This window comes from Lacipirellula sp. (assembly GCF_965279485.1).
Taxonomy (GTDB): domain Bacteria; phylum Planctomycetota; class Planctomycetia; order Pirellulales; family Lacipirellulaceae; genus Lacipirellula.
This window is the reverse complement of sequence record NZ_CBDIIC010000002.1, coordinates 2,430,870-2,444,772: the sequence shown is the minus strand read 5'-3', so window position 1 is coordinate 2,444,772 and position 13,903 is coordinate 2,430,870. Positions and strand designations below refer to the sequence as shown.

Here is a 13,903-nt window from a genome sequence, read left to right as displayed (position 1 = left end):
CGTAAGAGGATACTTGCATGAACGACGTCACCAACGAGCCGTTGCCGATTTTGCCGCCGCGGGAGCGGGATGCTCACAAGGGCGATTTCGGTCGACTGATTATTGTCGGCGGGTCGCGCGGGATGGCGGGGGCGCCTGCGATGGCGGGGCTCGCTGCGTTGCGAAGCGGCGCGGGGCTCCTCTCGATCGCGACGCCTGTTTCGACGCAGCCGCTGGTGGCGGGGTTCAGCCCTTGCTTCATGACGATCCCGCTTGTGGAAGACGACTACGGGCTGCTCGATTACGCAAACGTCGTCGACATGTTGGCGGCTCGCGAGCATTTCGACGTGTGGGCGTTGGGCCCCGGCCTCGGCCAGAGCGAAGGGGTGACGGAGCTCGTCGCGCAGCTCTATCGTGACGTGCCGCGGCCGATGGTGGTCGACGCTGATGCGCTCAATGCAATGTCGCACGCACTGCAGAGAAATCCACAGGCGCTGGCCAAACCGGCGGGGCCGCGGGTGTTGACGCCGCATCCGGGCGAGTTTGCGCGGCTGACCGGCGTGGCGCCGGGCGGATCAATGCCCGAGCGGGCGGAGGCAGTCGGCGAGTTGTGTCGACGTGATCCGAGCGGGCAGACGGTGGTGATTCTGAAGGGACATCAGTCGCTAGTGGGCGATGGCGAGCGCTACGCCGTGAATAGCACCGGCAACCCCGGGATGGCGACCGGCGGTTCGGGCGATTGCCTCACGGGTGTGATTGCGGGGCTGCTCGGCCAGAAGTTGAGCGCGTGGGATGCGGCGCGGTTGGGGATGCACCTGCATGGGTTGGCGGGCGACTTGGCGGCGAAGGAGTTGGGGGAGGTTTCGTTGATCGCCAGCGATTTAGTGACTTACTTGCCGAAGGCGTTTCAGGCTCGGTGAAAACGTCGAGAGCCGAGTATCTTTAGGCCCATCGGGCTGCGCTGTGATAGCCCAGGGCGCACCCCTGGGAACATTCGGGATTCGAAATCGAAAGCCCTGTAAGGGCGCGCTGAGGTTAGCGCGCCCCTACAGGGCTTTGTTGATCGTGGTGGGCGGTAACCCAGGGCTGTGCCCTGGGCTTTCATGGCGCGGCCTTACAGGCCTGAGGAGCGGTGCTTGCAGGCGTGAGTTGCGGTGCGCGTGGGCTGTCCGAGAAAGACGCTAAGAAGAGACGCGGTGTGGAGGGGCTACGTTTGCCGGGATGGAGGCTCACCCCCGGGCGGAGCCCGGGGCTAGGGAGAACGGGCTCATTCCGACTTGTTCGCGCTGGCCGCGGGCGCCTTCTTGCGGGCGGTTGGCGCCGCTCCGTTTGCTGCGGCTGGCGGCGCTGTGATTTCGGCGGTGATTGATTGGCCGGCCCACTGCACCGTTAGCTTCGCGGTGAAGATTTCTTCGAATAGTTCAGCACGGCGGCGGCAGGCCCAGACGTCGACTTCGGGGTATTCGTTGGCGCTGACCGTGAGGACCACCTGGCCGGGGGCGCCGTCGACTTTCACTTCGCGAATCGTTTGGTTGTGGCTGCGGTCGAGGCCGCCGGCGATGCGAAGGATCGCGGCGAGTTGTCGCACGCGGAGGCGATCGGGCTCGGTCAGCTCGCTGAAGTTTTCGTGCTTCTTCTTCGGCGGCGAGCCGCGGTGGTAGCGAGCGACGTTGGCGATGATCTCCAGCTCTTCCGGCCGAAAGCCTTCGAGGCGGCTGTGGAGAATGAGATGGTACGAATGCTTGTGATGGCCTTCGTAGTTGATCAGGTAGCCGACGTCTTGCAGGCGGGCGGCGACTTCGAGCAGCCGGCGATCGCCGGGCGGGAGTTCGTAGAGTTGCGCGAGCCCGGCGAAAATTTCGCCGGCGAGTTTGGCGACGTGCCGCGAGTGAATCATGTTCACGCCGCAGGCTTCGGCGAAGCGATCGATTTGTTCGTCGTGGCTCGGCGCCGAGGTCGAACTGGTGCCCTGCATCTGGTCGATCATCGTCAGCAGCAGGCCGTCGCGAACGCCGTAGGCGTGGACCTGCAGCGTGTTGACGCGGAAGCGGCGCATCAGGGCGTCGATCACCGCGAGGCCGGGGATGATGATGTCGGTGCGATCGGCGTTGAGGCCGGGGGTCGCTTTGCGTTCCTCCGGCTTCATCTTGCGGAGGCGGTCGATGAGGTGGCAGACGTCGGCCCGCGACGCGCGGTAGCCGGCGGCCGGCAGTCGCGAGAGGCCGCGGCCGGCCATCAGCATGCTGGCGAGGCTGGTGAACGTGCCGCCGGAACCGATGAGCAAGTGCAGCGGAGCGGCCGGCTTTTCGGTCGTCTGGCGGAGCTCGCGATCGATCCAGCGTTTGAGCGGTAGGAACTGTTCGTCGGTTGTAAGTTCGCCGCCATACTTTTCGGCGAGGCGCACGGCGCCGAGTTGGGTGGCGTAAACCGCTTCGACGAGTTCGCCGTTGGCGAGGACGATTTCGGTGCTGCCGCCGCCGATATCGGCGAGGACGGTGTTTTTGCCGGCGAGATCGAAGCGACGGCGGACGCTTTCGAAGGCGAGGTGGGCCTCCATGTCGGCGTCGATGATTTCGATTTCGAGGCCGAGCTCGTCCTGCATGCGGCGGCAGAACTCGGCGCCGTTGGTCGCTTCGCGGACGGCGCAGGTGGCGATCGAGCGGAAGCTTTCGACGCCGAAGCCGGTGACGATCGACTTGAAGCGGCGGAGCGCCGTCAGCGAATCTTCGATTGATTTGGCGTCGAGATCGCCGTGGGCGGCGAGCGAACGGCCGAGGCGGGTGGTTTCGCGCTCTTCGTCGAGAATGCGGTAGCGGCCGCCGGCTTGGGCCTCGGCGACGACGAGGCGGATGCTGTTGCTCCCGATGTCGATCGCCGCGAGGCGCGGGACGACGTCGGGGGCCAGATACGTTTGTTGCTCACTCATGCGCTAGCGCGGGCTCGGTGGACATTCCGTTGCAGCCGATCGCTCGGCCTGCCGCTAGCTCCATTGTACGTTCGCGGCAGAGAACCTGAGCCGTGGTTTTACGGCTTCTCGGCCCCGGTTTCAACGGTCGCAGCGGTCTTATCGCTCTCGGCGGGCGCGGCTGCGGCGCTTTCTTTCGGCTTCGCGCCCTTCTCCTTCGCCGCCTTGATGTCCTTGGCGAGTTGTTTTTCGGAGACGAATTTCATCGAGGCCGAGTTGAGGCAGTAGCGCAGGCCGGTCTTCGTCGGGCCGTCGTTGAAGACGTGGCCGAGGTGGGCTTCGCAGCGGCGGCAGCGGATTTCGGTGCGCGGGTACTGCATCTTGTGGTCGATGTGTTCGGTGACGGTATCCTTCGCGATCGTCTTGTCGAAGCTGGGCCAACCGCATTCGGAATCGAACTTGGCGTCGGCCTCGAAGAGGGGGAGTCCGCAGCCGGCACAGCGGTACTCGCCCGGCTTGAAGAAATCCCAGAACTCGTTGCGGAAGGGGCGCTCGGTGTCGGCTTCGCGCATGATCCGGTACTGGAGACGCGTGAGCCGTTTGCCCCAGTCGATTTGGGTCCAATCGACGCTTTCGGGGTCTTCGGCTTCGGCCTTTGCGGCGACCGCCGCGGCTTCTTTTTCGCTGGCTTCCTTGGCGTCCTTCGCGGTGGTTTTGTCAGCCTGCGATTCTTGGGCGGTGGCCAGCGTGACCATGGCGCCGAGTCCGAACATTGCCACGAGTGCGAATGCTAATTTTGACATTGAACGAACGCTCCGTTGCGCGGATTGAATGAGAGGCGGGTCGGCGAGCGAATCGTCCACCGGTGGAACCGGTGGACGTCAGGTGCGACTGCCGGCTTATTCCTCTTCGTCGTGCGACTTGTCGTTGACCTTCAGCTTGTCTTTAAACGCTTTGCGGAACTTGATTACCTTCGGCTTCACGACCGCGCGGCAGTAGGGTTGCCGCGGGTTCCCTTCGAAGTATTGCTGGTGGTAATCTTCCGCCGGATAAAACTTCTTGAACTCGGTGATTTCGGTCACGATCGGCGCGTCGAATGCGCCCGACTCGTCGAGCCGCTGCTTGTAGTGCTCGGCCTCTTTGCGTTGTTCGTCGTTGTGATAGAAAACGGCCGACCGGTACTGCGTGCCGTAGTCGGGGCCTTGTTGATTGAGCGTCGTCGGATCGTGGGTCATCCAGAAGACTTCGAGTAATTCCGGAAAGGTGATCGCCTCGGGATCGTAGGTGACCTGAATGACTTCCGCATGGCCGGTGGCGCCGGTGCAGACTTGCTCGTAGGTGGGGTTGGCGACGCGACCGCCGCTGTAACCGCTGACGGCCGATTCGACTCCCTTGAGTTCTTCAAAGACGGCCTCGGTGCACCAGAAGCATCCGCTGCCGAAGGTGGCGACTTCCAACTTCTTCTCCTTTTTGTCTGCCGACGCGGGGCTGGCCTTTGCCGGCTTGTCGACGGGTTCGGCGTGACTAGCCGAAGGGGCGAACGCTCCGGCCAAGGCGATCAATCCAAGAAGCGTGATCTGCCGAGAGAGATTGCTCGTAACCATCGAAGACGCCGGTGGCGACCCTGGGGTGAGAGGGAATCCCATTGTACTGGATTGATCGGGCGGAGAGTGAGCCGCGACGATTCTACGCGGCGGAATCCCGCTTGGTTCGCTGGGGCATGGCTGGTCACTTCGCTTCGCGATCGAAAATCAGGATGTCGGAGATTCGCTCGCCGATGGGGATTGTGGGTTCTTCGAGGTCGCAGTTGAACTGCAGGATGACCGCCGCCATGCGATCGGGGTAAACCTGCGAGCAAAGGCGGAAGCCGCGGGAGTCGCCGTTGTGGTGAATGCGTTCTTCGCCGCGGTATTCGTCGAGGAACCAGCCAAAGCTATAGCTACTGCCGTCGCGAGTCGTCTTCACCTGCGGCGAGAACATCGAGTCGTGCGACTTGCCGCTGAGGAGGCGCCGCTCGGCGTGGCCGCGAAGCCACTTGGCATACTCGTCGACCGAGGTGTAGACGCAGCCGTCGCCGCGGGTGGCGCTGGTGACGCTTTGGTCGGCGCGGACCCACTTGCCGTCTTGCTTCGTGTGGCCGTACGCGCGCTCCGGCACTACGTTGAGCCCATGCTGGAAGACGTTGGAGTTGGTCATCTTCAGCGGCGAGAAGACGTCGTCTTTCATGAAAATTTCGAAAGGCGTCTTCGAAGCGCGTTCGACGATCAGACCGAGGAGGACGTAGCCGGAGTTGGAGTATTGCCACTTCGCTCCAGGTTCGAACAGCGGAATGTCGGTCTGCATCAGCAGCTGCAACACGTCGAGGTCTTTGAGCTGCAGCGTGGTTCCCTTCGGCACGAGGCCTTCGTAGTCGGGAATGCCGGAGGTGTGGGTGAGCAGGTGCCGCACCGTGATCTCTTCGCCGTATTCCGGGAAGCCGGGGAAGAATTTCGTGAGCGGATCGTCGAGCGAGATGAGCTCGCGATCGACGAGCATCAAGATCGCCGTGGCGGTGAATTGTTTGGAGACGCTCGCCATGCGGAAGTTGGTGGTCGGCGTACAGGGGACGTTGTTCTCGACGTCGGCTAGTCCGTAGCTGTGGCGGAAGACGATTTGGCCGTCATCGATCGCCAGCACCGAGGCGCCGGGAGAATCGGGGAGGGCGGCTTCGACTTTCTTGATGAGTTCGGGCGAAGACTTGGGGAGCTGAGCAAACGTCGGATGCATGCAGGCGGCGGCCAATGCCGTGAAGATGGTGAGGGAGAGGAGCGGCTTTGCGAGGGGGGAGGTCATGTCGTGATGGCGTCTGAGGGAGAAAGCGTGGAGAGTGGCCGTGCGTTGTCTTCGCGGCGATTGGCAGCCGCCTGCGGTTTGAGACTGTCTTGGTTTGCAGTCCGTTTGCTGCGCCGGCGACCGGATCTATTGTCCCGAACGATCGGGCTTGTTTTCAACAATAAAGTTTAGAGATTCTTGCCGGTGCAACCAGCCGGGGCAGGGCGCCGACTGCGCGAAAGTTTGCGAACGATGGTTGCTGCGGCGTATACTCCGGGCTCATTGTGCCATTTTGCTCAGCATGGTTGGGGAGAGGCGCCGCGCATGTCGGAACAAATGGATGGGCAAGAGAAGCAGTGCCCCAAGTGTGCGGGGGCGATGGAGCAGGGGTTCGTCGCCGACTTAATGGGCCCCTTGGCGGGCGACGTCTCGAAATGGAACCCCGGGCCGCCGAAATCGGCATTCTTCACGCTGACGAAGCGATCGTACAAAGAACTGCCGATGGCGGCGTTCCGCTGCGCATCGTGCGGGTATGTGGAGTTCTACGCAGCGAAGGAGTTCGGCCGGCAATGAGGCGGGCGGCAGGCCGCGAGGTTACAAGCTGAGCGAATCGACCAGCTCGCGAGCAGCGGTGAGGGAGATTTTCTTGGTGGCTTGCGCCAGCTGAGTCGCTTCGATGAGGCGGCCTTGAGACGCGAGCGAGCGGATCAGCTCGTCACACTCAGCGGGGGAGAGCTCTTGCCATGGTTCGGAACGAATGGCGGGCGCGTCGTCGACGGGGACGTCGCGGGCGAGTTCACTCAGCAGGCGCTTTAGTCCTGGCGTGAGGCGGTACGTCGAGCTTGAGAAGAGGATGCGCAGCGTCGATGTGTTGTGCACGCGGACGAGTGCGCTGTTGCGTGAGACTCGCGTCTGCAGCAGGCCGCCAAGCGCGCGATGCGGCGGCATTTCGCGGCGTTGTTCGGCGTCGACTCGCTGCTTGATCTCGGCAGCGGTCGCCTCGTCGACTTGCAGCTCAAGGTAGACTTCGCGATGCTGCGTCGAATGCTTTCTTTGATTGGGCGTTGTGTAGCGGTAGTCGAAACGCCGGGCGCTCAGCAACTCGCGATTCGCGAGGTAGACGATCGTTTCGCCTGGTTCGGCGTTGTGGTATTCGCAGTCGCGCAGATTGAGCCAGACGCCGTTGCCGTCGAGCGCGATCGCCCAATTGTCGCGGCGGCCTCGCTTCCGCCAAGAGCGGAGCATTACGGGGCAAATCAACAGGGCGAGCAGGGCAGTTCCGTAGGTAACGATGCCCGGCGCCTCGAGGCGATGCCAGACGAACGGTATTCCGCAGAACACGGCGACGAACACGAGCAGGCCCCATCGCTGCTGTCGACAGACGAGGGTGGCGAGCGGCGTAGGGTCGTAGCTGGTGGTATAAAATTGCATCAGCGCGGAGCGGGGAGCGGTGTCGCAGCGGCAATCGCGTTATGCAAGCATACCTTAAGAACTTCCACTGCAAAGCTAGCGGCGATGACCCGCTTGTGGCGCTAGTAAGACGACCTTGCCGCGAGAGACGCACTTCCTCGGCTAGCACGGCTTTCAACTCGCCGGTAATTTCAAGGGTAAAGGGAGTTTGCCGACAGGGTCGCAGAACGATTAAATAGGACTCTAAAGTGTTTATTTGAGGTGACCTGGCGATAGCGTGGAGATGAAGGAGTGGATGAACGACGTCGAGTATGGCTTCACGGGGTACAGGCTTCGACGTCGGCTACATGTTTTAGAGCAGCGAGTTCAAGAACGGCGCCCGCCAGCGGCTCATTGCCGGCTGACGGGCGCTGTCGAGCGGGGGATGACGATGAGCCGCCTGATCACGCGACCCTCTTGCGGTTGAGATTCCGCACGCGCTTTCAGCAACGGCGGCGTCGGCGATTCGTGATCAAGGCGCAGGCGCCAAGCGCCACGAGCGTGGCGGTAGTCGGCTCCGGAATCGCGAGTACGGCAATGTCGGCAATTGCGCCTACCGTGCCGATGGTTCCGAGATCGGTAACGACGCCTGTGGCGAGGTTGATCGAGCCGAGCGTTCCGCCATCGAGCACAACGAACGCCGTGCCAGTTTGGCCGGAGATGTCGAACGCCGAGTCGGGCGACACGGCGAGGCTCGTCAGCGCGACGGTGTTTAGCGTGCCGTCGTTCGGCGGGACCTGGGTGACGAGGGTGCTGAGAGCGCCGTCGAGGTTGTAGAGCGTCGTGGTCGCGGCGCCAGCGAAGCTGTTCGTGTAGGCCGAGGCGTAAATCTGCGCAGGTGTGCCGGCGTTGGCGTCGCTCGCGGCGTACGCGATCGCGCCGTCGAGTTGCGTCAGGCCGGTGGCGACGTTGATTCGCAGGCTTTGGCCCGTGTCGGTGATGACGCGCAGGCGATCGGCAACGGGATTGAAGTCAACGCCGAAGTACGTGCCGCTGACAGAACTGTACGGCGTGGGCGGCGTCACGTCGGCCGGATCGGCCGCGAGCGTTGCGGCCAACGTCGCTACGCCTGTGCCGACGTTGATCGAATAGACGCGACCAGTTGGCGGGCTGGCGCCGGCGGCGCTCACGGCAAAGCCGTAGAGCGTGTTGTTCGCAGGCCGGACGTCGATGCCGACGAGCGAGTCGCCGGCGATGAGCCCTGTTAGTGCGACCGTGGAGCCGAGCGTGCCTGGCGAGACGCTGTTGAAGGTAATGAGTTGATTCGTCGCGGTGAGGGCGACGATCGGCTCGGCGACGGCGGTTTGCGCGACGCCGAGCGCGAGTGCGAGTAGTAGTAACGTATGACGCATGTGGAGCAACTCCCAGAAATTTCGGTGCAATGTTCGATTCCAGCGACGCGGCGCCTACACGCCGTAGAACAGCGGGACGTTCACGTTGTAAAAATCGGCCTCGAGGTATTCGAGCGCGAGTGCGTAGTTGAGGATGGCGACGTCGTTGGCCGCTGAGCGGGTATTGCTGAAATCGAGGGGCGGGCCGCCATTGAGGCTCGCGATGAACGACCCGGCGGCGCCGCCGACTTGCGACGGGGTGAAGGCCGCGTCAAACGAGAGTTCCATGCCGAACGCGTTGAGCGTCATCGGCTTCGAACGGAAGCTGTTGAAGAAACCAGCGTGACGCGCTTCGACGAGCGCGATTGAAGCAGCGGCGCTTAGGTAACCAGGATCGAGAATCGCCGGAGCAGCGCCGAGGTAGGCGCCAACGCCCGTGTTTTCGAGGGCCGTCGCGACAGTGAGGAAGGCGTTGAGATTCGGCTGCAGCAGATTTTGGAACGTTGGCTTCGGGCGAGCGGCGGCGCCGAGTCCATTGAGCAAGAACGCGACGTGGTCGTTCTCGTGGCGGCGCACGAGCGCCATCTGCTGCCGAGGTCCGGTGGGAGGCGTCGCGCTCTGGGCTGCGGCGTCTCGGGCGACCAGGCCGACGAGCGCGGCTCCGGCCGCGATGCCGCCGGTGCGGAGGAAGCTGCGACGTTCGAACGCCGCAAGTTTGGCGCTGTCTGCCGCGACGGCGAGGACTTCGAGGCAATTCTCACTAGAAGCCGACATAGTACTCTCCAAAATGGGCGTGTAACGGCGAACAGCGGGTGGCGAACGCCAGTGCTGCGCAATGCAGAAGCTGAGCGCAAAACGGCGCTAGACAGCTCTGACCGGATCGAATGAAGGGACTCGCTCCCGTGCGCGACGGGCGTTCATCTTGAACGCGTTGACACCTATCGCTGACGTTCCTGTGACGTGGCGAGTCGAGAATGAAGCGAAGCGTGCGACTAACTTCGTGCGACCGATTAACTGGCAGCGCTTCGTGACTCTGAAAGCAATACGACTCTGCGTGCTCGTTGGATGCGAAAACTTCGCAGATTCCGCCATGATCGGTTCAAGCAACTCAGTAGCAAGCTGATCGGAGCGGTGTGTGACGCAACGCAGCGAGTAAGCGTTGTGCTCGGCAAGCGAGACGGCCGCCGGGCAGAGCGACACGCGGTGTACGTCCTGAGGCGGATACTCACGGATGCTAGCTTGCGGTTTGCCGTTGCGATTCTGCGCAACGGCTAGTACATTTCTCGCCCTTCACCGGGACGTAAGAAATGAAGCCGCGCATACGACTAGACTACGCTGATTTTTGGGGCATCTTCCGCCCGCAGAACAATTACTTCACGCATCTGCTCTCGCCGCATTACGAGATTGAGATCGCGGAGCAGCCCGACTTCCTGATCTATTCAGGGTTCGGGAACACGTTTCGGCGGCGAACCGGGACGCGCATCTTCTACACCGGCGAGAACTGCCGGCCGAACTTTCGCGAATGCGACTTCGCCTTCACATTCGATTTCGTTGATCGCGCGGAGCATTATCGCCTGCCGCTGTACGCCTGGTATGGCGATCCCGGCATGCTCGTAAAAGGCGAGGTCGACGCCGAGCGGATCCTCGCGCAGAAGACCTCGTTCTGCAACTTCATTTACTCGAACCCGAAGTGCAAGACGCGGAACAAGTTCTTCGAGCTGCTCTCGAAGTACAAACGCGTCGACTCGGGCGGCAAGCTGATGAATAACATCGGCGGCCGCGTGGCGAACAAGCGGGAGTTTATGAGCCGCTACAAGTTTACCATCGCGTTCGAGAACGATTCTTATCCGGGCTACACGACGGAGAAGATCGTCCACCTGATGATGGCGGAGAGTTTGCCGATTTATTGGGGCAATCCGCTGGTGCATCTCGATTTCAACCCGCAGAGCTTCGTCAACTATTTTGATTACGGCAGTCTCGAGGCGCTTGTTGATCGCGTCATCGAGATCGACCGCGACGATGCGCTCTACTGCGAGTACGTGCGGCAGCCGTGGTACCACGGCAACGAGGTGAATGAGTTTGTACGGCGCGAGAACGTGCTCGATGCGTTCGAGCGGATTCTCTCGGCAAGCGGGCCGGTACGGAATCGGCACATCTTTCGGATTCTCGATTGGCGGGCGGCGCTGCCGTCGGCGAAGCGGCGGAAGGCGGCGTAACGCGCGGTACGCACGCCTCCGCGCGAGCAGGGCGGAGTTCTCACCGTACTGCAGTTCTTCTGCGTCGTCGCTGCAACGCTAACATTATGCACCCGGTTAGCATTGCCGCCGCTGCGGAGGGTTCAGGGATCGCGACGGCCGTCGATAGGTAAACGCCGGTGCGATAGCCTTCATTGTACGAGAAGAAGACAAATTCTCCACGGTCGTTGAAACTGGATCCTACGCCATCTTGATTGCCGGTGGAGCGACCCATTCCGAAATGGATCGACTTGTTAGAACTAGGCAGGAAGTCGCCTTCTTGGGCGATGTTGTGGAGATTGCCGGCGACGTCGGTGGCCCAGAGCGCGTTGTATGTTCCGAAAGCGACCTGCCCGCGATTATTGAGGATGAGGCTTCCCGAATAGTCAGTAACGTCTCCTAGAACCTCCTTGCCGATAGCAATGTCGCCTTCCCGAGCGACGAGTTGCAAATTTCCGGCAAGATCGCGGAGCCAGATTCCGCTGTCATTTGATTTGTCGACACCGGGGCCAGCGATGCGGGCGGTAAAGGCAACTTGCCCTTGCCCGTTGATGACCGGCCGCGCTGCCGCAGGCATGCTGAGCGTTGGATTGAAGTCTGCGAAAACGGCGTCGATGCCGGGGGCTGCGTCTCCAGTTTGGGCGACGAGGCGCAAATCGCCGGGCAACCCGGCCCAAACGCCTTCTCCTGTGGAAGCGCCTTCGACGTGCTTCGCGAAAAAGGTCACTTGCCCAGCGTTGTTGAGGCTTGGCATTGAGAATCTCGCGAACTGCGCATTCCGCAATCCGGGAGCTTGTTGGCCGCTCTTCACTGCAATGACAAGCCCCTGCACTGGATCGTCGATGAATACGCCGACTCCGCCGCCGATCCCGAGTTCAGGAGCAGCGACGGTGGCGACCAAGACCGATTGGCCATGGTCGTTCATGCGCACGGAGTCCCAGGGAGATGGGATGCCGACCACCGTCGCTCCCGGCGAGTACTGCGGCACGCTCGTGCCTGTACCGGCAAGAAGTCGCAGTCCGGCGCCGCCTCCCTCCGACCACACACCCTCCACCGACTGCGGGGCGCCTGGTCGGTCGAGCTGAGCGTAGAACGCCGTCTCGCCTCGTGCATTGATCACAAACGGCGCCGAACCCTTGTCGTACAGGGTGATCATGGCATTGTCTGCGATGGCGTCGTTGAAGGGCGACCATGTCGTGCCGGCGGGAGCTCCGAGAACTTGCGTCCCGCTGTGGGCAACCAGCCGCAGTTCGCCGTTGGGGTTCTCCGCCCAGATTCCGGAGGACCATGTGGAAGGACCTGTTTCGATGTACCCCAGAAACCCAGCGGCTCCGCCGGGGCTGATTTGCAGATTCGCGATCGATAGGAACCGAGCGCCCGGGGCAAGACCCGGCGCTTGCTCGCCAGCGCGGGCGATGTAGTTTCCGCTGGAAGTTCGATAGGCCGAGTTGATACCGCCGTTTTCGAACCTTTCGTTCGCAAAGCCGCGGAAGGCGATGCCGCCCTGGTTGTCGATCGATGGCGTGCGTAGCTCAGTCCAGTAGGCGCCGTCTGGCGCTGGAGTTGTCAGATCGAACGGCAGAGCGATTGGCGTGATCGTACTTTGGCCATGACTAAGGGAAGCGACGCTTAGTAGCCAAAGGGGCACTGTGAGACGAGTGAAGAGGCGGTTTGCCGACAATCGCATTAGCGTCGCTCACACGGGTGGAATAACATTGAAGCAGTCCAGCCTAGGCGTTTTGAAGGCGCGACGCACTAGCGTTCGCGGCTTGAGCCTCTCTGGTTAATCGTATCATAACGTTCGTTGATAGCCGTTGCAGCGGCAGTTTAGCGGCGGGCATCGCATGGCCATTGAGTCAATGCCAAGTCCGCGCTTCATTGGTTCGTGTCGGAACTAGCTGCGAACCTGGGACTGGCGCCGGCGCTGGAGAGGCGTCAAGTTGAACGTTCGAGCTGCAGCCGCTTCAGTTCATCGGCATTCGGTTTGCATCAGACGAATTGCTTGCACTGCGTTAGCGCTCACCTTCCCGCCTCTAGGAGTTTGCCATGCTCTCTCGCCGCCATTTCATGTCGACCGCTGCCGTTGGGACGACGTTTCTCGCTGCCGCCGATTTGCTCGCCAGCGGCGAAGGTTCGGTGATGATGACCAAAGGGAAGCTGGTCGAGGGGCCGTTGCCGACGAACAAAGAAAGCGGCGGGAAGTATCGGCCGCCGTATCGCGTCGGGGTTGGATGCGTGGCAATCGGCAACGGATTCGCACCGACGACGGATGAAGAGTCGCAAGCGGCGCTCGAAGCAGCATGGGCGGCGGGCGTCCGCTACTTCGATACGTCGCCGTTCTACGGTTACGGGTTGAGCGAGCGGCGGCTAGGCCACTTCCTGCATAACCACCAGCCTGAAGAATATGTGCTCTCGACGAAAGTGGGCCGCATCTTCAAAGCGACGCGCGAGCAGCCAAAACCTTCGCTGTGGAAAGAGCCTTCGCCGTTTGCGTTCGAGTATGACTACACGGCCGACGGCGTGCGGCGGTCGATCGAAGATAGTTTGCAACGGCTCGGCGTGTCGCAGATCGATATCGTGTTCATCCACGACCTCTCGCCCGACAACGGCGACATGGGCGAGAAGTGGACCGAATATTTTGAAGTGGCGCAGAAGGGGGCGATGCCTGAGCTGACGCGGATGCGCGAGGAGGGGCTCATCAAAGCGTGGGGCTTCGGCGTGAATCGTCCCGAACCGGCGCTACGGGCGGCGGAAGTGGCCGACCCCGATCTGTTTTTGCTCGCGACGCAGTATTCGCTGATTGAACATGACGAAGCCGCGAAAAAAACGTTGCCGACGTTAGAAAAGAAAGGAGTGTCGGTGGTCGTCGGCGCGCCGTTGATGGCGGGCTATCTCGCCGGGCGTGAGCGTTACCTCTATGGCGGCACGATCCCAGAGTGGGCGCCGGCGAAGCGGGAAAAACTCTCGGCCGCGGCGGCGGAGCATGGGATCGACTTGCGAACGGCGGCGCTGCAGTTCGCGAATGCACCGCAGGTGGTGTCGGCGGTGATCCCTGGCGCGCGGACGCCGGAGCAGGCGATTGCCAACGCGAAGTCGCTGCAGGTCGAGATCCCGGCGGAGTTTTGGGAATCGCTGCGTCGCGAGGGGCTGATTGCGAAAGAGGCGACCGTGCCGGGCGAGGCTTAGTTGGAAGT

Annotated in this window: 12 protein-coding genes; 4 read left to right on the top strand and 8 right to left on the bottom strand. The window is 62.2% G+C overall.

From position 1 onward, the window contains the following. Positions 1-17: 17 nt before the first annotated feature. On the top strand, positions 18-899 hold the full coding sequence (locus ACQY7R_RS17485) for an NAD(P)H-hydrate dehydratase (protein WP_428306855.1): 882 nt from the start codon (positions 18-20) through the stop codon (positions 897-899). A gap of 347 nt (positions 900-1,246) precedes the next feature. Here ACQY7R_RS17485 and ACQY7R_RS17480 read toward each other — a convergent pair whose 3' ends face one another. The 4 genes from ACQY7R_RS17480 to ACQY7R_RS17465 all read right to left on the bottom strand — a co-directional run bounded on the left by ACQY7R_RS17480 (position 1,247) and on the right by ACQY7R_RS17465 (position 5,716). Next, positions 1,247-2,905 carry an HD domain-containing protein gene (locus tag ACQY7R_RS17480; RefSeq protein WP_428306854.1) on the bottom strand — a complete coding sequence of 553 codons (1,659 nt, stop codon included), beginning with the start codon at positions 2,903-2,905 and terminating at the stop codon, positions 1,247-1,249. Positions 2,906-3,003: 98 nt separating this feature from the next. Beyond that, positions 3,004-3,687 (bottom strand): peptide-methionine (R)-S-oxide reductase MsrB, encoded by a 684-nt coding sequence (gene msrB, locus ACQY7R_RS17475; RefSeq protein ID WP_428306853.1) that lies wholly within the window; start codon positions 3,685-3,687, stop codon positions 3,004-3,006. 96 nt (positions 3,688-3,783) lie between these two features. After that, positions 3,784-4,488, bottom strand: coding sequence for a peptide-methionine (S)-S-oxide reductase MsrA (gene msrA / locus ACQY7R_RS17470; protein ID WP_428306852.1), 705 nt, complete (start codon positions 4,486-4,488; stop codon positions 3,784-3,786). 124 nt (positions 4,489-4,612) lie between these two features. Beyond that, positions 4,613-5,716 carry a serine hydrolase domain-containing protein gene (locus tag ACQY7R_RS17465; protein ID WP_428306851.1) on the bottom strand — a complete coding sequence of 368 codons (1,104 nt, stop codon included), beginning with the start codon at positions 5,714-5,716 and terminating at the stop codon, positions 4,613-4,615. A 303-nt stretch (positions 5,717-6,019) separates the two neighbouring features. Between ACQY7R_RS17465 and ACQY7R_RS17460 the strand changes: the two genes are divergently transcribed. After that, on the top strand, positions 6,020-6,268 hold the full coding sequence (locus tag ACQY7R_RS17460) for a PF20097 family protein (RefSeq protein ID WP_428306850.1): 249 nt from the start codon (positions 6,020-6,022) through the stop codon (positions 6,266-6,268). Positions 6,269-6,289: 21 nt separating this feature from the next. Here the strand turns inward: ACQY7R_RS17460 and ACQY7R_RS17455 are convergent, their stop codons facing one another. From ACQY7R_RS17455 to ACQY7R_RS17445, 3 genes are all read right to left on the bottom strand, one after another. Further along, entirely contained in the window at positions 6,290-7,126 is an 837-nt protein-coding gene (locus ACQY7R_RS17455) for a hypothetical protein (protein WP_428306849.1), read from the bottom strand. Between the two features lie 461 nt (positions 7,127-7,587). Beyond that, entirely contained in the window at positions 7,588-8,496 is a 909-nt protein-coding gene (locus ACQY7R_RS17450) for a DUF4394 domain-containing protein (protein WP_428306848.1), read from the bottom strand. Between the two features lie 54 nt (positions 8,497-8,550). Then, positions 8,551-9,249, bottom strand: coding sequence for a ferritin-like domain-containing protein (locus tag ACQY7R_RS17445; RefSeq protein WP_428306847.1), 699 nt, complete (start codon positions 9,247-9,249; stop codon positions 8,551-8,553). 533 nt (positions 9,250-9,782) lie between these two features. On the opposite strand from ACQY7R_RS17445, the gene ACQY7R_RS17440 reads away from it, so the two are divergent. Continuing rightward, on the top strand, positions 9,783-10,691 hold the full coding sequence (locus ACQY7R_RS17440) for a glycosyltransferase family 10 domain-containing protein (protein WP_428306846.1): 909 nt from the start codon (positions 9,783-9,785) through the stop codon (positions 10,689-10,691). 40 nt (positions 10,692-10,731) lie between these two features. Here ACQY7R_RS17440 and ACQY7R_RS17435 read toward each other — a convergent pair whose 3' ends face one another. Further along, positions 10,732-12,357: a DUF7453 family protein gene (locus ACQY7R_RS17435; protein WP_428306845.1), complete on the bottom strand. Its 1,626-nt coding sequence runs from the start codon at positions 12,355-12,357 to the stop codon at positions 10,732-10,734. 398 nt (positions 12,358-12,755) lie between these two features. Here ACQY7R_RS17435 and ACQY7R_RS17430 point away from each other — a divergent pair, with 398 nt between their 5' ends. Next, on the top strand, positions 12,756-13,895 hold the full coding sequence (locus tag ACQY7R_RS17430) for an aldo/keto reductase (protein ID WP_428306844.1): 1,140 nt from the start codon (positions 12,756-12,758) through the stop codon (positions 13,893-13,895). Positions 13,896-13,903: the final 8 nt, after the last annotated feature.

Coding starts and splice junctions, on each gene's coding strand:
- ACQY7R_RS17485 (WP_428306855.1), top strand. CDS start 18: ATGAACGACGTCACCAACGAGCCGTTGCCGATTTTGCCGCCGCGGGAG.
- ACQY7R_RS17480 (WP_428306854.1), bottom strand. CDS start 2,905: ATGAGTGAGCAACAAACGTATCTGGCCCCCGACGTCGTCCCGCGCCTC.
- msrB (WP_428306853.1), bottom strand. CDS start 3,687: ATGTCAAAATTAGCATTCGCACTCGTGGCAATGTTCGGACTCGGCGCC.
- msrA (WP_428306852.1), bottom strand. CDS start 4,488: ATGGTTACGAGCAATCTCTCTCGGCAGATCACGCTTCTTGGATTGATC.
- ACQY7R_RS17465 (WP_428306851.1), bottom strand. CDS start 5,716: ATGACCTCCCCCCTCGCAAAGCCGCTCCTCTCCCTCACCATCTTCACG.
- ACQY7R_RS17460 (WP_428306850.1), top strand. CDS start 6,020: ATGTCGGAACAAATGGATGGGCAAGAGAAGCAGTGCCCCAAGTGTGCG.
- ACQY7R_RS17455 (WP_428306849.1), bottom strand. CDS start 7,126: ATGCAATTTTATACCACCAGCTACGACCCTACGCCGCTCGCCACCCTC.
- ACQY7R_RS17450 (WP_428306848.1), bottom strand. CDS start 8,496: ATGCGTCATACGTTACTACTACTCGCACTCGCGCTCGGCGTCGCGCAA.
- ACQY7R_RS17445 (WP_428306847.1), bottom strand. CDS start 9,249: ATGTCGGCTTCTAGTGAGAATTGCCTCGAAGTCCTCGCCGTCGCGGCA.
- ACQY7R_RS17440 (WP_428306846.1), top strand. CDS start 9,783: ATGAAGCCGCGCATACGACTAGACTACGCTGATTTTTGGGGCATCTTC.
- ACQY7R_RS17430 (WP_428306844.1), top strand. CDS start 12,756: ATGCTCTCTCGCCGCCATTTCATGTCGACCGCTGCCGTTGGGACGACG.